Here is a 16,923-nt window from a genome sequence, read left to right on the forward strand (position 1 = left end):
CTATTCCAGAACCATGACACTCGAATCTCGCCTGGATGACTGGAGCCGCGGGTGGCGGGGACCGCTGCTGGCGGCCCTGGTGGCGCTGATCGCCGGCCTGCCTGGCGTCTTCGCCATGCCGCCGCTCGACCGAGACGAATCACGCTTCGCCCAGGCCACCGCCCAGATGCTGGAAACCGACGACCTGGTGGTCATCAGGTTCCAGGACCAGCCGCGCTTCAAGAAGCCGGTGGGCATCCACTGGCTGCAGGCCGCCAGCGTCGCCGCCTTTTCCGCGCCCGAGGACCGGGGCGTCTGGGCCTATCGCCTTCCCTCGCTGCTGGGGGCCATGCTGGCGGCGGCGGCCTGCGCCTGGGGAGCGGCGGCGCTGCTGGGCCCCAAGACCGGCCTGCTGTCGGGCGCGATCCTCGGCGCGACGATCCTGCTGTCGACCGAGGCCTTCATCGCCAAGACCGACGCGGCCCTGTGCGGCTTCACCACCCTGGCCATGGCCGCCGTGGCGCAGATCTACGCCGCCCATCTGAACGGTGAGCGCGTCAACCGCTGGACCAAGCTGGCCTTCTGGATCGGCTTGGCGATGGGCGTTCTGATCAAGGGTCCGGTCGGGTTAATGGTGGTGATGCTGAGCATCGCGGCCCTGTGGGCCTGGGACCGCAAGGCCCCGTGGCTGAAGGACCTCGGCTGGGGCTGGGGAATGATCCTGCTGGCCGCCATCGTCCTGCCCTGGGCGACCATGATCACCATCGCCACCGACGGGGCGTTCTGGTCCACCGCGGTGGCCAGCGACCTGGCGCCCAAGCTGGCGGGCGGTCAGGAGAGCCACGGCGCGCCGTTCGGCAGCTACGCCCTGGCCGCCTTCCTGCTGATGTTCCCCGCCACCCTGCTGCTGCCCTCGGGCGTGGCCCTGGGCTGGACGGGGCGCAAGGAGGCCGGGGTGCGCTTCGCTTTGTGCTGGCTGATCCCGACCTGGCTGGTGTTCGAACTGCTGCCCACCAAGCTCGCCCATTACACCCTGCCCGCTGTACCGGCCCTGGCCATGCTGATGGCGGCGACCTTGCGCGCGCCCTCGGGGGGCATTTCGCGGCTGATCGGCGCGGTGTTGAGCGCGCTCGCTGGCCTGGTCTTCGCGGCGGGGGCGATCTATCTGCAGGCCGAATATGGCGACCGGTCCGACATCGCCTGGACGGCGGTCACCGCCCTGCTGTTCGCCGCCGCCGGGATCGTCGGGGGCGTGTTGCTGATGCGCAAGACCGCCGCCATCGCCCTGTTCACGGCCGGGGCCTTGGGCATTCTGGCCCATGCCGCCCTGGTCGCCGGGCTCGTGCCGCGCCTGGAGCCGCTGCTGCTGGCCCCGCGCCTCGAGGCGGCGCTGGAGAAGGCCGACATGGCCCCGCGCGCCGGCGCGCCCGGCCCGGTGGCTGTCACCGGCTATGCCGAGCCAAGCATGGTCTTTCTGCTGGGCACCACCACCGAACTGACCGACCCGGCCGGCGCCGCCAAGGCCGTGGCCCAGGGCCGTCCGGCCGTGGTCGAGGGCCGGCAGGAGGCCGCTTTCCGCGCAGCCCTGATGGCGCTGGGAGAGGTCGCGCGACCAGCGGGCGTGGTCGAGGGCTTCGACTATTCCGACGGCGACAAGGAGCGCTTGACCCTCTATCGCGGCGCGCCCCAGCCCGAGACCGAGATCGACGGCGGCGTCCCGCTTCCCGAACCGGAGAGCGCCCCATGAGCCGCTTCATTCAGATCGTCGAGGTCGGTCCGCGCGACGGGCTACAGAACGAGAAACTGTCGCTGACCGTCGATGACAAGCTGGCGATGATCCGTCGGCTTGAGGCGGCGGGCGCCAAGCGGATCGAGACGGTGTCCTTCGTCAATCCCAACCGCGTGCCGCAGATGGCCGGCGCGGAGGAGATCATGGCCGCCCTACCGGCCGACCTCGTCCATTCGCGCATCGGCCTGGTGCTGAACATGCGCGGCTGGGAGCGCTGCGTGGCCGCCCAGTGCGACGAGGCCAATGTGGTGGTCTGCGCCACCGACGGCTTCGGCGTCGCCAACCAGGGCGCCACCTGCGCCCAGCAGATGGACGCCCTGGCCGCCATCGTCGAGCGCCAGGCGGTCGAGGGCGGCCCGCCGATCACTGCGACCATCTCGGTGGCCTTCGGCTGCCCGTTCGACGGCGAGGTGCCTGAGGACCAGGTCGTGGCCATCGCCCGCGAGGCCGCGTCCCTGGGCGTGGCCGAGATCGCCATCGCCGACACCATCGGCGTCGCCGACCCCTGGACCGTCCGCGCCCGGATCGAGGCCGTGCGCGCCGCCGCGCCCGACGTGCGCCTGCGGATGCACTTCCACGACACCCGCAACACCGGCCTGGCCAACGCCTTCGCCAGCGTCGAAGCTGGGATCGACGTGCTTGACGCCTCGGTCGGCGGCTTGGGCGGCTGCCCCTTCGCGCCCAACGCCACCGGCAATATCGGGACGGAGGATCTGGTCTACATGCTCGATCGGGCCGGGTTCGAGACCGGGTACGACCTCTCTTCCCTGATCGGGATTGGCCGCGACATCAGCGAGCGCCTGGGCAAGGCCCCGGCGTCTTCGCTTGCGCGGGCGGGCGGATTTCCGAGCTAAGATCCTTCTCCCCTTGCGGGAGAAGGTGGCGGCCGAAGGGCGTCGGATGAGGGGTCTCTCAAACGATGACCAGCCAAACGATGACCAGCGCGACCGGCCTTCCGGCTGATCGCGGCGGACAGGTCTTTCGACCCCTCACCCGCCCCCACTCCTTGGGGCCACCCTCTCCCGCAAGGGGAGAGGGAAGACCTCAGATCGGCCGGCCCGTCAGCTTCCAGATCAGCGGGCGCGAGACGCTCATCAGCAGGATGGCCGGGGCCAGGATCACCGCGATGATGTAGCGCTGCACCGTGTCGGCGCGCTTGATGAAGTAGCGCGACAGGCCCACGCCCTTGTGGAACTCGACCTTCATCGGGTGTTCCAGGCTGGTGTGGCCCAGATGGATGACCCTGGCGTTAGGCTGAAAAAGCACCTGGCCGCCGGCCTGGCGGGCGCGCCAGCACAGGTCGATGTCCTCGACGTGCAGGAAATAGCCCTCGTCGAAGCCGCCCAGCAGGTCAAAATCGCCGCGCCGCAGGGCGAAACAGGCGCCGGAGATGGTCGGCATCGGGATCGGCGCGTGCGGCACCGGCTCGTTTTCCCGATGGATCTCGAACTTGCTCAAGCCGGGGAAACGCCCGGTCAGGTGGCTAAAACTCAGCAGGGTGGTCACCGGGGTGACTTCGCCGCGACGTCCGCCGCGCTGCTCGGTGCCGTCGGTGTTCATCACCCGAGCGCCGACCAGGGTGGGCGCCGGCTGGCCCTCGAAGGCGGCGACCAGAGCCTCCACGCAATCGGCCTGCAGGTTGGCGTCGGGATTGAGGAAGATGATGTATTCGCCGCGCGCGGTCTCGGCGCCCATGTTGGCGCCCCGCGCGAAGCCGACATTGCCGTGGCCCTGCTGCAGCACGATGCGCGGTTCGGCCAGGCCCAGCGACCGTAGCATCTCGGCCTCGGACGGGGGCGAGCCGTTGTCGATGATGACGAACTCATCGACCAGCGGCTCCTCCAGAACGTACCGGATGCTGTCGGTCAGGGCCTCCCCCGTCTGGTAGACGACCATGACCACGGAGACACGCGGCCCGATCGGCCGCGCACCCGAGACAAAGGTCGACCGGGAAGCAAGAATGCTGTTCATCAGGCCTTAGCCAACTCCGCTGGGCGGGCCACGGCGGCGCGCTGGCGAGCCAGATCGGGCGGGGTGGCCTCTTCGGTCAGCACCGAGACAGCCTCGGCCAGCGACAGCACCCGCTGCCCCTCGCCGCCCAGGCGACGCAGGGCGACCTCTCCGTTCTCAGCTTCCTTACGCCCGACCACAGCAATCACCGGAACCTTGGCGAGGCTGTGCTCGCGAATCTTGTAGTTGATCTTCTCGTTACGAAGATCGACCTCTGCGCGAATGCCCATTGAAGTCAACCGATCAGCGACGCCCTGGGCGTAGTCGTCAGCATCCGACGTAATAGTGGCCACGACAACCTGGACCGGCGCCAGCCACAGCGGCAGGTTACCGGCGTAGTTTTCCAGCAGAATGCCGATAAAACGCTCGAACGAGCCCAGGATCGCCCGGTGCAGCATGACCGGTCGCTGCTTGGAGCCGTCCTCGGCCACGTATTCGGCGTCGAGCCGCTCCGGCAGCACGAAGTCCAGCTGCAGCGTGCCGCACTGCCAGACCCGGCCGATGGCGTCCTTCAGCGAGAACTCCAGCTTGGGGCCGTAAAAGGCGCCTTCGCCCTCTTGCAGCACCAAGGTTTCACCGGCGGCCTCGGCGGCGGCCGAGAGGGCGGCTTCGGCCTTGTCCCAGACCGCGTCGTCACCTGCGCGAAGCTCCGGGCGCGTCGAAAACTTGGTGTCGGCCAGATGCATGCCGAGGTCGCTATAGACGCTGCGCAACAGTTCGATGAAGCGCGCGCTTTCCTCCGTGACCTGCTCTTCGCGGCAGAAGATGTGGGCGTCGTCCTGGGTGAAGGCCCGCACCCGCATGATGCCGTGCATGGCCCCCGACGGCTCGTAGCGGTGGCAGGCCCCGAACTCGGCCATGCGCAGCGGCAGCTCGCGATAGCTCTTCTGGCCGACATTGAAGATCTGGATGTGGCCCGGGCAGTTCATCGGCTTGACGGCCAAGACCTCGCCCTCGGCGGTTTCGCACATGAACATGGCGTGGCCGAACTTCTCGGCGTGGCCCGAACGCTCCCACAGGCTCTTGTCGAGGATCTGCGGTGTCTTGACCTCGCGATAGCCCGCCGCGTCCAGCCGGCGGCGCATATAGGCCTCCAGCGCCAGGTACAGCGTCCAGCCCTTGGGGTGCCAGAACACCATGCCCTTGCCCTCTTCCTGGATGTGGAAAAGGTCCATGGTGCGGCCCAGCTTGCGGTGGTCGCGCCGCTCGGCTTCCTCGATGCGCAGCAGATAGGCCGCCAGATCGGCGTCGGAGGCCCACGAGGTGCCGTAGATGCGCTGCAGCTGGGCGTTGTTCTGATCGCCGCGCCAATAGGCGCCGGCCAGCTTGGTCAGTTTGAAGGCCTTGCCGACATGCTTGGTCGACGGCAAGTGGGGACCGCGGCACAGGTCTTTCCAGGTGGGGCCCTGGTGATAGACCGTGATCGTGTCGCTGGCCGGCAGGTCGCGGATGATCTGGGCCTTGTAGGTCTCGCCCTTGGACTCGAAGTCGGCGATGGCCACGTCGCGATCGACCTCCTCGCGGCGAATCTTCTCGTCGCGATCGACGATCTGGCGCATGCGGGCCTCGATCGTCGCCAGGTCGTCCAGGCTGAACGGCTCGTCGCGGGCAAAATCGTAGAAGAACCCGTCCTCGATATTGGGGCCGATCGTCACCTGGGTGCCGGGGAACAGCTCCTGCACGGCCTCGGCCATCACGTGGGCGGTGTCATGGCGGATGATCTCAAGCGCCTCGGGCGACTCGCGCGTGATGATCTCAAAGCGGTTTCCGCCGCCCAGCAGATCGGGCGTCAGCGGACGATCCAGGTCCAGCAGCACGCCGTCCAGCTTTATAACGAGGGCCTTCTTCTCCAGCGACTTGGAGATCGAGGCGGCCACGTCGCGGCCCGTCGATCCGTCAGCATATTGGCGGGCCGAGCCGTCGGGGAAAATCAGGTCGATCATTCTTCACATTTCCACTTGCGCGGCTGCGTCGGCGGAGGCGGCGGGTCGAACCCCGAGCCGCCAAACGGATTGCATCGGCAAATCCGTCCCACCGCGAGCCAGGACCCCTTGAAGGGTCCGTGATCCTTGAGCGCCTGGGCCGCGTATTCCGAGCAGGTCGGCAGATACCGGCACTGACGCCCGATGAAGGGCGAGAGCGTCGTCTTGTAGGCCTTCAGGCCCAGGTCGACGGTGCGTTCATAGAAGGTCATGCCGGCGGTTTCGCGAACGGAGTCGGGTCCTTATCGACTAGCGAAAAGACCCGATCAAGCGGCGCCGGCGCGGCGAGTTCGGGTTTGGTCGGCGGCTGTGGCTGTACGGACAGCCTCGACTGCGGCTTCGAACGCCAAAAGCGTCGAGGCGTGACGGGCGGGATAGTCCTTGACCGGCTCCAGCACGGCGAGCTCCGAAAATCGGCCTGCGGGGGGCGAACCGTTCGACTTCAGCATAGCGCGCAAGGCGTCGCGGGCCAACTCGATCTCGGAAAGATCCGCGCCGACCACCTGGGCGCCCAGGATCGCTGCCGAGGCCTGGCCCAGGGCGCAGGCGGTGACATCCTGGGCGAAGTCGGACACGCGACCGTCTGCCACCGTCACATCGACGATGATTCGGCTGCCGCACAGCTTGGCGGTCTTTTCGCTGCTGGCGTCCGGCGCGGCCAGGCGGCCGGCGCGCGGCATGTTGGCCACCAGGCCCAGGATTCGCGCCGAATAGAGGTCGTCGATCATGATGCTGAAATGGGGGTCTTCTGGCGTTCCAGCCAGAGGGCCTCGACATGATCGCGCAGCGCCTCGCCCATGATCGTGAACGCCGCCCGCAGCCGCCTGCGCTCGTCCCGGCTGACGAAGCGGACCAGCGGGCCGATGAACAGCTCGCCGTTGGAGAAGATGGCGTTTTCCTCGCCCTTCTTGTCGATCTCGATATAGCGGATCGCGGTGACGAAGCCCTTCAGCCGCTTGGTGCGCCAGTGGAGCTGCTCGTAGGGCACCCAGTCCTGGACGATCGGCGTCAGGATGTCGGTCCCGCTCTCGGTGACGAACGCCGTGGTCAGGGTCGTGCCGATCCGCATCTCGCCCTCGATGCGCGGATGGACGGGGTTCCAGGCGCCCCAGGTCGCGAAGTCGGAAATCACTTCCCAGACCAGGTCGGCGGGGGCTTGCACCCCGATACGATGTTCTACGGCGCGTTGCATGGGTCGAAATCCGGCTCTCTGGTCATTCTCATTTTCCGCTCATCCCGGCGAATGCCGGGACCCAGATCCCAGAGCGGGGTGGATGATTGGAGGAGCTCAACGCTTTTGGCGTCAGCCCCGAAGCCATTCCATCTGGGTCCCGGCATTCGCCGGGATGAGTGGTTTATTATGAGTGTAATCTAGTCCCGCACCAGTCCCCCATCCACCACCAGGTTCTGGCCGGTGATCGCGCGGCTCCAGGGCGAGGCGAAGAACAGCACGGCGTCGGCGAACTCGGCGGGCGTGGTCACCCGGCGCAGCGGCGTGCTCTGGGCGATCAGGTCGAAGATCGCCTCGGGCGTGGCGGCGCTGGCGTCGGTGGTGCGCAGCAGGCCGCCCGACAGCATGTTGACGGTGATCCCGCCGGGGCCGAGGTCGGCGGCCGCCGTGCGGGTCAGCGACAGCAGGGCGGCCTTGGCGGCGGTGTAGTCGTGATAGGGCACCACCGGGTTCTGGAACAGGTTGGTGCCGATATTGATCACCCGGCCAAAGCCCGCGTTCTCCATGGCCGGGGCGGTGGCCTGGATGAGGTTTAGCGAGCCGCGCAGCGAGACGTTCAGCTGGCTCTGGAAATCCTCCCACGGGATCGTCTGCAGGGTGTGGCGGCCATCGCCATTGAAGCTGAAGTCGCCCAGGGCATTGTTGATCACCGTGGTGACGTGGCTTCCGAAGTGCTCGGCGGCGTCATTGACCAGGCGGCGAACCGCGTCGCGGTCGCTAACGTCGGCCTGGAGAGCCAAGGCCCCGTCGCCAAGTTCCTCGGCGAGCGCCAGGGCCGCAGCCTCGCTGCGGCGATAGTTGATGACCACCGAGGCGCCCTGATCCGCGAAGGCCCGGGCGATGGCGGCGCCCAGGCCCCGGCCGCCGCCGGAGACCAGGACGATCTGTTCGTCAATGTTCACGCCGATCAGTCCTTCATCCGCCACGTCGCCCCGGCCGGACCGTCCATGACGACCACGCCCAGGGCGTCGATCTCGGCGCGGATGGCGTCGGCGGCGGTCCAGTCCTTGGCGGTGCGGGCGGCGATGCGGCGGGCCAGCAGGTCCTCGACCTTGGCCTTGAGGTCATCGTCGGCGTCGCCCTCGAACCAGGCGTCGGGGTCGGTCTGCAGGAAGCCCAGCAGGCCGGCCGAGGCCAGCAGACGACCCTTGTTGGCGGCGATCGCGGGCTCGTCGCCGGCCGTCACGGCGCGCTCGATGGCGCTGGACAACTCGAAGAAGCCCGACACCGCCAGGGGGGTGTTGAGATCGTCGGACAGGGCCGCCATCACCTCGTCCGAAGGCTCGGACTCGCCGGCCTCCACCGTCTTGGCCCGGCGCAGGGCGCCGTACAGTCGGTCGAGCGCCTTGCGGCTCTGCTCGATCAGCTCCGGCGTCCAGTCCAGCGGCTGGCGGTAATGGCCCGACAGCAGCGCCCAGCGGATCACTTCGCCCGGCGTGGTCTGCAACAGCTCATGCGGGATGATCACATTGCCCAGGCTCTTGGACATTTTCTCGCCGGCCATGTCCAAGAAGCCGTTGTGCAGCCAATAGCTCGCCAACACTGGCAGGTCGTGGGCGCAGCGGCTCTGGGCCAGCTCATTCTCGTGGTGCGGGAAGGCCAGGTCGATGCCGCCGCCATGGATGTCGATGGTCTGGCCCAGGGCCTTGTCGATCATCGCCGAGCATTCGATGTGCCAGCCGGGGCGACCGGGGCCAAACGCGCTGTGCCAGACCGGCTCGTTTTCCTTGGACGGTTTCCACAGCACGAAGTCGGCGGGGTGGCGCTTGTAGGGCGCGACCTCGACCCGGGCGCCGGCGATCATGTCATCCATGTTTCGGCCTGACAGCTGGCCGTAGTCGGGGAAGGCCTGGGTGTCGAACAGCACATGGCCCTCGGCGGCGTAGGCCGCTCCCTTGGCCACCAGCTGGCCGATCATCTCGAGGATCGCGGCCATGTGCTCGGTGGCCTTGGGCTCAAGCGTCGGCGGCAGGGTCAGCAGGCCGGCGGCGTCGGCGTGGTAGGAGGCCAGGTAGCGGTCGGTGATGACCTTGATATCCACGCCCTCGGCCGTGGCCTTGGCGTTGATCTTGTCGTCCACGTCGGTGACGTTGCGGGCATAGACCACCGCCTCGTCGCCATAGACATGGCGCAGCAGACGGAACAGCACGTCGAACACCACGACAGGCCGGAAATTGCCGATATGAGCGTGGTTATAGACCGTGGGCCCGCAGACATACATCGTCACCCGGCTCGGATCGGCGGGGACGAAGTCGCGCTTTTCGCGCGTCATGGTGTCGTGGAGCTTGAGAGTCATGGGAAAGAAGGTCGCCTGACGTAACGGGAGGGTGTTGCCGGAGTTTGTGTGCGTCCCATATAGCTATCTGAGCGTTTTGGAACCACGCCCTTGATGGGCGCCGACACGCCTTCATACGGGTGGCACGCGTAATTCCGGGGCGAAGGGCGCTCCGGCGCAACTCAGCCCGTGGAAAGAAACCTTCCGAACATGGACGCCGTGACCCCCACAAAGACCCTCCTCGAACAGTGCAGCTGCGCTGCGGACGATCTCGCCCGGATAGAGGGGCGCCCCTCCCGCGAACAGGCCATGGCGGCCGTCCGCACCCTGCTGGCCTGGGCCGGCGACAATCCCGACCGCGAAGGCCTGCTTGATACGCCGCAACGCGTGGTCGACGCCTATGGCGAATGGTTCGCCGGCTATCAGGGCGATCCCGCCAAGGCGCTGAGCCGCACCTTCGAGGACGTGCAGGGCTATGACGACATGGTCATGCTGCGCGGCATCGAGGTGCAGAGCCATTGCGAACACCACATGGCCCCGTTCCTGGGCAAGGCCTGGGTGGCCTATATGCCGACTGGCAAGGTCGTGGGCCTGTCCAAGCTGGCCCGGCTGGTCGAGATCTTCGCCAAGCGCCTCCAGACTCAGGAGACCATGACCATGCAGATCACCGACGCCATCGAGGACCACCTGTCGGCCGCTGGCGTGGCCGTGCTGATCGACGCCGAGCACCAGTGCATGAGCACCCGCGGCGTCCACCACCACGACGTCTCGACCATCACCACCCAGTTTCGCGGCGTGTTCAAGACCGACAAGGTGTTGCAGCAGCGGTTCATGGACCTGGTGACGCGGAAATAGGGTTGGGGACATGCACTTGTGCGTGTCCCCATGAAGCCCTGCGTCGGTTGGGGACACGCACAAGTGCATGTCCCCGCATCGGCTCGGGCAGCGGTGCCCGAAGGGGGAATAATGTGGAAAACAGGTCTGGCGGCGGTCGCCGTCGCGATGACGGCGGGCGTGACGATGGCTGAAACTCCAAAAGCCCCCTGGGAGTCCGATATCCTCCCGCCCGCCCTAGCCTGGCATGGGGCCAGCGAGACGCTGATCGCCAAGCCGTCCGACCCGTGGATCACGCCCTCGGAGCTGACCGGCCTGACCGCCTCTCCCAACTATGCCGAGACCCGCGCCTGGCTGGAAAAGCTCGACACGGCCTCGCCGCTGATCCGCATGGAAAGCTTTGGCCAGTCGCCGGAAGGTCGTGACCTGCTGGTGGTGTTCGTCAGCAAGGACGGCGCGGCCTTCGATCCCGAGAAGCCGGTGCTGCTGGTCCAGGCTGGCATCCATCCGGGCGAGATCGACGGCAAGGACGCCGGCATGATGCTGCTGCGCGACATCGCCTTCGGAAGGGGGGCCTTCCCCGCCAAGGACGCCCTGCTCGATAAGGTCAACCTGGTCTTCGTGCCAATTTTCAGCGTCGATGGCCATGAGCGCGCGTCGCCCTACAGCCGTCCCAACCAGCGCGGCCCGGTGGTTCAGGGCTGGCGCCACACCGCCCAGAACCTCAATCTCAACCGCGACTACGGCAAGCTCGACTCGCCGGAGATGCGGGCGATGATCACGCTGATCGGCAAGGTGAAGCCCGATCTCTACATGGACATCCACGTCACCGACGGCGAGGACTACCAGTACGACATCACGTATGGCTGGGCCGGCTACAGGGGCGACTTCGCACGCTCGAAGGCGACCTCGGCCTGGCTCGACAACAGCTTCCTGCCGGCCACGGCGGCGGGTCTGAAGGCGGCGGGCCACATTCCCGGCCAACTGGTCTTCGCGCTCGATGAGCGGGATCCGAAGAAGGGCCTGGGCGCCTCGCCGGCCTCCCTGCGCTATTCCAACGGCTATGGCGACGCGGCTCACATCGCCACGGTGCTGGTCGAGAACCATTCGCTCAAGCCCTACCGCCAGCGGGTGCTGGGGACCTATGTGCTGCTGGAGGAGACCCTGAAACTGCTGGCCCGCGACGGCGCCGCCTTGCGGGCCGCCGAGTTTGCGGACCGCGCCGCGCGCCCCGCCGTGGTCAAGGCCAATTTCGGGGCCGATTTCGGGGGCGGCGGCAAGCCGCTGCGCATCGAGAGCTTCCTGGGCGTGCAGTTCGAGACCTATGTCTCGCCCGCCTCGGGCCACCAGGAGGTGCGGTGGCTGGGCAAGCCCGATCCCGTGCCCTGGTCGTTGCCGCTCTACACCAGCGAGCCGGCCCTCGACCTGACCCCGGCCAAGGCCTACTGGATTTCCTCGGCCAAGCCCGAGATCATCGAACGCCTGCGCATCCACGGCGTGGCGATGGAGGCCCTGGCGGCGCCCCGGACGGTGTCGGTGGACATGATCCGCTTCACCGCCCCCAAGCTCGCGACCCGCGCCAATGAGGGCCATGTCGAGCTCACCGCCGGCCCGGTCACCCACGAGACTCGCACCGTCACCTTTCCGACCGGCTCGGTCCGCGTCTCGACCGACCAGCCGCTCGGCGAGATGGTCACCCTGCTGCTTGAGCCGGAAAGCGATGAGAGCTTCTTCGCCTGGGGCATGTTCCCCGAAGTGCTGCAGCGCGTCGAATATATCGAGGGCTACGCCATCGCCCCGCTCGCCGAGAAGATGCTGACCGCCGATCCGGCGCTGAGGGCGCAGTTCGAGGCCAAGCTGGCCGCCGACCCAAAGTTCGCCGCCGATCCCGACGCCCGGCTGGGGTGGTTCTACGCGCGGACGCCCTATTACGACGACCACTACCGGCTCTATCCAGTCGGGCGAGAACTCTAGCCGGGGACATGCCCTTGCGGCGTGTCCCCAACCGAGATCCGTGCGCCCGCAGGGGACACGCCGCAAAGGCATGTCCCCGTCTTGGACGGCCCTCGGTCGCCCGCCCGACGATCCGGCTTGCCAGCTTCGTCGAACGCTGGGCCTTATGCGGCCACGCTAGACCAAGTCTCACGAGTACGCCCGATGGACACCGTCGCTTCCGGTCACGCCGCCGCCCTGTGGGTCGGCCTGCATGTCTTCCTGCTGCTGACCCTGTCGCTGCTGGTCGTGCGGCTGCGCCAGAAACACAAGGTGGCCCTGGGTGACGAGGGCATTCCGGAGCTGGCCCGCGCCATCCGCGCCTTTGGCAACGCCAGCGAATATGTCCCCGTTGGCCTGGCGGCGATCATCACCCTGGCCCTGGTCGGCGCCCCGCCCCTGGCCATCCACGTGGTGGGACTGATGCTGTTCGCCGGCCGGCTGATCCATGCCGTGGGCCTGTCCAACAGTGGCGGCGCCTCGGTTCCGCGCGCCCTGGGCATGATCTGCACCTGGGTGGCCTATATCTTCGCCGCCGTGGCCCTGCTGTTCTACGCCATCGGATGAGCTGTCGCGGGCCAGGCGCCAGCGCCCGGCCCGCAGCGCGCCTAGGCCAAGTGCTTGAGCAGCGCCAAGGCGGCCGGCCCCGATGAGGCGGGGTTCTGGCCGGTGATCAGCAGGCCGTCTTCCACCACGTAGGGCGCCCAGTCGTCGCCCTTGGTGTAGAGGCCGCCGTTTTGCTTGAGGCTGTCCTCGACCAGGAACGGCACGATCTTCGTCAATTGCACGGCGTCTTCCTCGGTATTGGTGAAGCCGGTGACGGTCTTGCCCTCGACCAGCGGCTTGCCGTCCGGCGTCTTGACGTCGCGCAGCACGCCCGGGGCGTGGCAGACCAGGGCCACCGGCTTGCCGGCCTGAATCGCGGCCTCGATCAAGTCGATCGACACCTTGTCATTGGCCAGGTCCCACAGCGGGCCGTGGCCGCCCGGATAGAACACCGCGTCATGATCGGCGACGACGACCGTCGACAGCTTGACAGTGGCGGCCAGGGCCGCCGTGGCCTCGGCGTCGGCCTTGAACCGGCGGGTGTCGTCGGTCTGGGCGTCGGGCTCGTCGCTCTTGGGGTCGAGCGGCGGCTGGCCGCCCAGCGGCGAGGCCAGGGTCAGCTGGGCCCCGGCGTCCTTGAAGACATAATAGGGGGCGGCCAGTTCCTCGAGCCAGAAGCCCGTCTTCTTGCCGGTGTCGCCCAGCGTGTCGTGCGAGGTCAGGACGATCAGGATCTTCATGGCGTTTATCCAGGGTGCAATCCGCGAGGATCTAGGGTTGGGCGGGTCGGGGCATAATGGTGGGCGCGAGGACAGGGCCGCTCCGCGTCAACCGTCATATAATGCTCGCTCCCGGCCATCGAACCGCCGAGAGGGCAAATAAATCGCCGTCCCGAGCCCGACCGCATGCCGCGCGACGCCAGGTCGCGCTGACCAGGCCGCCAATGCCTTGCCCCCGCCCCGCCGCCTCGTCCATAAGACCCCATGGACGAAAACCTGTTGCAAGACGTGCTCGCCGACGCCCGCAAAGCCGGCGCCGACGCCGCCGAGGCTGTGTTCGCGCAGCGCCAATCCCTTTCCGTCGGCGTTCGCCTGAGCGAACTGGAAGAGGTGGAGCGCGAGGAATCCCGCGACATCGGCCTGCGGGTCTTCATCGGGCAGCAGAGCGCGACGGTGTCGGGCTCCGACATCTCTGCCGAGGGCCGCGCCAAGCTGATCGACCGGGCCGTGGCGATGGCCCGCCTGGCCCCCGAGGATCAATATGCCGCCTTGGCCCCGGCCGAGCGCCTGGCGCGCGGGCCGTTCCGCGACCTGGACCTCTACGACCCGACCGAGCCTACGGCCGAGACCCTGGAGACCCAGGCCCGCGAGGCCGAGGCCGCCGCCCGCGCCGTGGCGGGCGTGACCAATTCCGACGGCGGCTCGTCATCCTGGAGCGCCTCGACCTGGCGGCTGGTGACCACCGAGGGCTTTTCCGGCCTGCACCAGGCCAGCGGCTTTGGCGTCAGCGCCTCGGCCATCGCCGGCGAGGGCGCGCTTATGGAGCGCGGCGGCGAAGGCCGCTCGACCCGACACGCCAGTGACCTGCCGACCCCGGAAAGCATCGGGACCAAGGCTGGCGAGTCGGCTGTCGCCAAGCTGAACCCGCGCAAGATCGCCTCGACCACCGCCCCGGTGATCTTCGAGAACCGCCTGGCCATCTCGCTGCTCAGCCCGCTGATCGGCGCGATCTCCGGCCCGTCGATCGCCCGCGGCACATCGTTCCTGAAGGACAGGTTGGGAAAGGCGATCTTCGCCAAGGGCGTCAATCTGCTCGACGATCCGTTCCGGATGCGCGGCCTGGGCTCCGCCCCGTTCGACGACGAGGGGGTGGCCTGCGAGGCGCGCGCCCTGATCGACGACGGCGTGCTGACCACCTGGATCCTGAACATTGGCTCGGCCAAGCAACTGGGCCTGCAGAGCACCGGCCACGCCTCGCGCGGCCTGGCCGGCCCCTCGGGCGTCTCGACCCATAACCTGACCCTGCAGCCGGGAACCCGCGACATGGCCGGGCTGATGGCCGACGCCGGCACGGGCCTGCTGGTCACCTCGATGTTCGGCCCCTCGCTGAACGGCAATACCGGCGACTGGTCGGTGGGCTGCTCCGGCTTCTGGTTCGAGAACGGGGTCTCGACCGGCCCGGTCACCGAGATCACCGTGGCCGGCAACCTGATCGACATCTATGCCCGCCTGGTCGTCGGTTCCGACCTGGAGCTGCGCGGGGCCAGCAACAGCCCGTCGCTGCTGGTCGACGGCCTGGCGATCGCCGGCAAATGACGGATCTGGATCTGATCCTCGAGGCCGCGCGCGAAGCCGGAGCCCTGGCGGTTTCGGCCCGCGAGAAGGGCCTGAAGGTCTGGTCCAAGGCGGGCGGCTCGCCGGTCACCGACGCCGACTTGGCGGTGGACGCCCTGCTGAAGGAGCGCCTGATGACGGCTCGGCCCGGCTACGGCTGGCTGTCGGAGGAAACCGCCGACGATCCGGCCCGCCTGGCGACGACGCGACAGTTCGTGGTCGATCCGATCGACGGCACGGCGGCCTATCTGAAGGGCAAGCCGTGGTTCTCGGTGTCGATCGCTGTCGTGGAGGGCGGTAAGCCCGTGGCCAGCGTCGTCCTGGCTCCGGCCCTGGACGAGACCTACGCCGCCGCCGTCGGCGAAGGGGCCACCCTGAACGGCGCGCCCATCAAGCCTAGCGCCGCCACGCAGCTCGACGGCGCGGCCATGCTGGGCGACGCCAAGATGTTCGCCTATCCCGGCTGGCCCGAGCCCTGGCCGGCCATGCGGATCGAGAGCCGCAACTCGATCGCCTATCGCATCTGCCTGGTGGCCTGCGGCGACTTCGACGCCGCCATCGCCCTGTCGTCCAAGAACGAGTGGGACCTGGCGGCCGGCGACCTGATCTGCGCCGAGGCTGGGGCGGTGCTGGTCGATCATAAGGGCCGCGGCTTCACCTATAACCGCCCCAATCCGCTGCTTCCGAGCGTGGTTTGCGCCAATAAGCCGCTTGCCCCGTTGATCCTGTCACGCGTCGGGCATATCGACCTGCAACAACGATAACTTCCGCGCAGGACATTTCACCCCATGAGCGACAAGCAGCTTCTTCACCTGGTCATCGGCGGTGAACTGAAAGACGTTTCGGGCGCCGAGTTTCGCGACCTTTCCAAAGTCGAGTTCGTCGGCGCCTATGCCAGCTATGCCGACGCGCACGCCGCCTGGAAGGCCAAGGCCCAGGCGACCGTCGACAACGCCCACGCCCGGTACTTCATCATCCACGCCCACAAGTTGCTGGACCCGAGCCTGGGCTGATAATTCCTCCCCCTGTGGGGAGGCGATCGCGAAGCGATCGGTGGGGGGAGTTTAGGGTCGATCGACCCCAATGCGGCAGAGGTCGTATCACTCTCCCCGCCGCCGGCTTCGCCGACACCTCCCCCACAGGGGGAGGACTTACCTACTCCCGCCGCAAGATCCTCTCCGTGACGATCCCGCCGATCATCCCCGACCGGAAGTCGGCCTTCATCGCCACCGGGTCATATTCCGGGCTCTCCACCCACTGGGTGAAGGTCAGACCCTTCGGCGCTGCGTCCGTCAGATAGCGCTCGAACACATAGTCCAGCACCCCCGTCTTGCCCTGCTTGATGTGCAGGTACTTCAAGGAGAGCTGCTCGCGCGCCTCTTCGATCGGCAGGCCGAGGCGATAGTGGGCATAGAGCACGCTCATGATCCCCGCCCGGTCCGCGCCCGACTTGCAGTGCATCAGGGCCGGATATTCGATACTCTGGAACAGGTCGCGGGCGCCCAGCACCCGCTCCTTGATCGGCACTTCGCGCGAGGTGATGACGAAATCGACCATCTTCAGCCCAAGCTGCTCGCAGGCATATTTTTCGAGCGCGTAGAAGCTGCCGTCGAACCCGCCGCGCAGGTTGATGACGGTCTTGATCCCCTTGGCCTTCCATTCCGCCAGTTGGTGCGGCCAGGGCTGGTTGGTGCGCACCAGCTCGGGGCTGATCCAGTGGTCGTTCTTGAAGCCGAGACGCAGATAGGCGTGGTCGTTCCACAGATAGTGGAGATAGGTGCGAAACCGCCCCCAGCGGGTGGTCGTGTCGTAGCCGGGCAAACGGGCGATCCTTCGGTGAAGGCCCCTCATTAGGAGCAACAGCCCTGTAATGCAAAAGCCACAGGGACGCACGCCCGCCGCACTGGCCCGCCATGGTCACGCTTGACACCATGGCCACGAAATCCGACCCC

General features: G+C 67.6%; 17 protein-coding genes. 8 read left to right on the forward strand and 9 right to left on the reverse strand.

Translation table 11 applies throughout. The features are described 5' to 3' along the window. Window positions 1-13 precede the first annotated feature (13 nt). Both ACP696_RS15440 and ACP696_RS15445 read left to right on the forward strand, forming a co-directional pair. Window positions 14-1,726: a phospholipid carrier-dependent glycosyltransferase gene (locus ACP696_RS15440; protein WP_426011169.1), complete on the forward strand. Its 1,713-nt coding sequence runs from the start codon at window positions 14-16 to the stop codon at window positions 1,724-1,726. Further along, complete coding sequence (locus ACP696_RS15445; protein ID WP_426044001.1) at window positions 1,723-2,622, forward strand: hydroxymethylglutaryl-CoA lyase; 900 nt, start codon at window positions 1,723-1,725, stop codon at window positions 2,620-2,622. The genes ACP696_RS15440 and ACP696_RS15445 overlap by 4 nt, the downstream gene beginning before the upstream one ends. Before the next feature lie 190 nt (window positions 2,623-2,812). Here the strand turns inward: ACP696_RS15445 and ACP696_RS15450 are convergent, their stop codons facing one another. From ACP696_RS15450 to cysS, 7 genes are all read right to left on the reverse strand, one after another. Continuing rightward, the gene (locus ACP696_RS15450; RefSeq protein WP_426011167.1) at window positions 2,813-3,739 is read right to left on the reverse strand and encodes a glycosyltransferase family 2 protein; all 927 of its coding nucleotides are present in this window, start codon (window positions 3,737-3,739) and stop codon (window positions 2,813-2,815) included. After that, window positions 3,739-5,721, reverse strand: coding sequence for a threonine--tRNA ligase (gene thrS / locus ACP696_RS15455; protein WP_426044002.1), 1,983 nt, complete (start codon window positions 5,719-5,721; stop codon window positions 3,739-3,741). Before thrS ends, ACP696_RS15450 begins: the two co-directional genes overlap by 1 nt. Next, window positions 5,718-5,972, reverse strand: a complete 255-nt coding sequence (yidD, locus tag ACP696_RS15460; protein WP_426011165.1) for a membrane protein insertion efficiency factor YidD — start codon at window positions 5,970-5,972, stop codon at window positions 5,718-5,720. Before yidD ends, thrS begins: the two co-directional genes overlap by 4 nt. A 54-nt stretch (window positions 5,973-6,026) precedes the next feature. Beyond that, window positions 6,027-6,488, reverse strand: a complete 462-nt coding sequence (locus ACP696_RS15465; RefSeq protein ID WP_426011164.1) for an iron-sulfur cluster assembly scaffold protein — start codon at window positions 6,486-6,488, stop codon at window positions 6,027-6,029. Then, window positions 6,485-6,952 (reverse strand): SRPBCC family protein, encoded by a 468-nt coding sequence (locus ACP696_RS15470; protein WP_426044003.1) that lies wholly within the window; start codon window positions 6,950-6,952, stop codon window positions 6,485-6,487. Before ACP696_RS15470 ends, ACP696_RS15465 begins: the two co-directional genes overlap by 4 nt. A 179-nt stretch (window positions 6,953-7,131) precedes the next feature. Continuing rightward, the gene (locus ACP696_RS15475; protein WP_426011162.1) at window positions 7,132-7,893 is read right to left on the reverse strand and encodes a 3-oxoacyl-ACP reductase; all 762 of its coding nucleotides are present in this window, start codon (window positions 7,891-7,893) and stop codon (window positions 7,132-7,134) included. Between the two features lie 5 nt (window positions 7,894-7,898). Continuing rightward, on the reverse strand, window positions 7,899-9,287 hold the full coding sequence (cysS, locus tag ACP696_RS15480; RefSeq protein ID WP_426029847.1) for a cysteine--tRNA ligase: 1,389 nt from the start codon (window positions 9,285-9,287) through the stop codon (window positions 7,899-7,901). Between the two features lie 189 nt (window positions 9,288-9,476). Here cysS and folE point away from each other — a divergent pair, with 189 nt between their 5' ends. The 3 genes from folE to ACP696_RS15495 all read left to right on the forward strand — a co-directional run bounded on the left by folE (window position 9,477) and on the right by ACP696_RS15495 (window position 12,659). Further along, the gene (folE, locus tag ACP696_RS15485; protein ID WP_426011160.1) at window positions 9,477-10,121 is read left to right on the forward strand and encodes a GTP cyclohydrolase I FolE; all 645 of its coding nucleotides are present in this window, start codon (window positions 9,477-9,479) and stop codon (window positions 10,119-10,121) included. Between the two features lie 111 nt (window positions 10,122-10,232). After that, a complete protein-coding gene (locus ACP696_RS15490; protein ID WP_426044004.1) occupies window positions 10,233-12,074 on the forward strand; it encodes a M14 family metallopeptidase in 1,842 nt (613 codons plus the stop codon). A gap of 183 nt (window positions 12,075-12,257) precedes the next feature. Next, a complete protein-coding gene (locus ACP696_RS15495) occupies window positions 12,258-12,659 on the forward strand; it encodes an MAPEG family protein (RefSeq protein WP_426011158.1) in 402 nt (133 codons plus the stop codon). A 41-nt stretch (window positions 12,660-12,700) separates the two neighbouring features. On the opposite strand, the gene ACP696_RS15500 is transcribed toward ACP696_RS15495, so the two are convergent. Further along, a complete protein-coding gene (locus tag ACP696_RS15500; RefSeq protein WP_426011157.1) occupies window positions 12,701-13,378 on the reverse strand; it encodes a type 1 glutamine amidotransferase domain-containing protein in 678 nt (225 codons plus the stop codon). 243 nt (window positions 13,379-13,621) lie between these two features. Between ACP696_RS15500 and ACP696_RS15505 the strand changes: the two genes are divergently transcribed. From ACP696_RS15505 to ACP696_RS15515, 3 genes are read left to right on the forward strand one after another with little or no spacing between them, the layout of a single operon-like run. Continuing rightward, entirely contained in the window at window positions 13,622-14,953 is a 1,332-nt protein-coding gene (locus ACP696_RS15505; protein ID WP_426029850.1) for a TldD/PmbA family protein, read from the forward strand. Then, complete coding sequence (locus ACP696_RS15510) at window positions 14,950-15,735, forward strand: 3'(2'),5'-bisphosphate nucleotidase CysQ (RefSeq protein ID WP_426044005.1); 786 nt, start codon at window positions 14,950-14,952, stop codon at window positions 15,733-15,735. The genes ACP696_RS15505 and ACP696_RS15510 overlap by 4 nt, the downstream gene beginning before the upstream one ends. 24 nt (window positions 15,736-15,759) lie before the next feature. Continuing rightward, window positions 15,760-15,984, forward strand: coding sequence for a DUF4170 domain-containing protein (locus tag ACP696_RS15515; RefSeq protein ID WP_426011154.1), 225 nt, complete (start codon window positions 15,760-15,762; stop codon window positions 15,982-15,984). 142 nt (window positions 15,985-16,126) lie between these two features. Here ACP696_RS15515 and ACP696_RS15520 read toward each other — a convergent pair whose 3' ends face one another. Next, on the reverse strand, window positions 16,127-16,822 hold the full coding sequence (locus ACP696_RS15520) for a protein tyrosine phosphatase (RefSeq protein ID WP_426011153.1): 696 nt from the start codon (window positions 16,820-16,822) through the stop codon (window positions 16,127-16,129). Between the last annotated feature and the right edge of the window lie 101 nt (window positions 16,823-16,923).

The sequence above is a fragment of the Caulobacter sp. DWR3-1-2 genome (assembly GCF_049896225.1).
In the GTDB taxonomy this organism is placed as follows: domain Bacteria; phylum Pseudomonadota; class Alphaproteobacteria; order Caulobacterales; family Caulobacteraceae; genus Caulobacter.

Coding starts and splice junctions, on each gene's coding strand:
- ACP696_RS15440 (WP_426011169.1), top strand. CDS start 14: ATGACACTCGAATCTCGCCTGGATGACTGGAGCCGCGGGTGGCGGGGA.
- ACP696_RS15445 (WP_426044001.1), top strand. CDS start 1,723: ATGAGCCGCTTCATTCAGATCGTCGAGGTCGGTCCGCGCGACGGGCTA.
- ACP696_RS15450 (WP_426011167.1), bottom strand. CDS start 3,739: ATGAACAGCATTCTTGCTTCCCGGTCGACCTTTGTCTCGGGTGCGCGG.
- thrS (WP_426044002.1), bottom strand. CDS start 5,721: ATGATCGACCTGATTTTCCCCGACGGCTCGGCCCGCCAATATGCTGAC.
- yidD (WP_426011165.1), bottom strand. CDS start 5,972: ATGACCTTCTATGAACGCACCGTCGACCTGGGCCTGAAGGCCTACAAG.
- ACP696_RS15465 (WP_426011164.1), bottom strand. CDS start 6,488: ATGATCGACGACCTCTATTCGGCGCGAATCCTGGGCCTGGTGGCCAAC.
- ACP696_RS15470 (WP_426044003.1), bottom strand. CDS start 6,952: ATGCAACGCGCCGTAGAACATCGTATCGGGGTGCAAGCCCCCGCCGAC.
- cysS (WP_426029847.1), bottom strand. CDS start 9,287: ATGACTCTCAAGCTCCACGACACCATGACGCGCGAAAAGCGCGACTTC.
- folE (WP_426011160.1), top strand. CDS start 9,477: ATGGACGCCGTGACCCCCACAAAGACCCTCCTCGAACAGTGCAGCTGC.
- ACP696_RS15490 (WP_426044004.1), top strand. CDS start 10,233: ATGTGGAAAACAGGTCTGGCGGCGGTCGCCGTCGCGATGACGGCGGGC.
- ACP696_RS15495 (WP_426011158.1), top strand. CDS start 12,258: ATGGACACCGTCGCTTCCGGTCACGCCGCCGCCCTGTGGGTCGGCCTG.
- ACP696_RS15500 (WP_426011157.1), bottom strand. CDS start 13,378: ATGAAGATCCTGATCGTCCTGACCTCGCACGACACGCTGGGCGACACC.
- ACP696_RS15505 (WP_426029850.1), top strand. CDS start 13,622: ATGGACGAAAACCTGTTGCAAGACGTGCTCGCCGACGCCCGCAAAGCC.
- ACP696_RS15510 (WP_426044005.1), top strand. CDS start 14,950: ATGACGGATCTGGATCTGATCCTCGAGGCCGCGCGCGAAGCCGGAGCC.
- ACP696_RS15515 (WP_426011154.1), top strand. CDS start 15,760: ATGAGCGACAAGCAGCTTCTTCACCTGGTCATCGGCGGTGAACTGAAA.
- ACP696_RS15520 (WP_426011153.1), bottom strand. CDS start 16,822: ATGAGGGGCCTTCACCGAAGGATCGCCCGTTTGCCCGGCTACGACACG.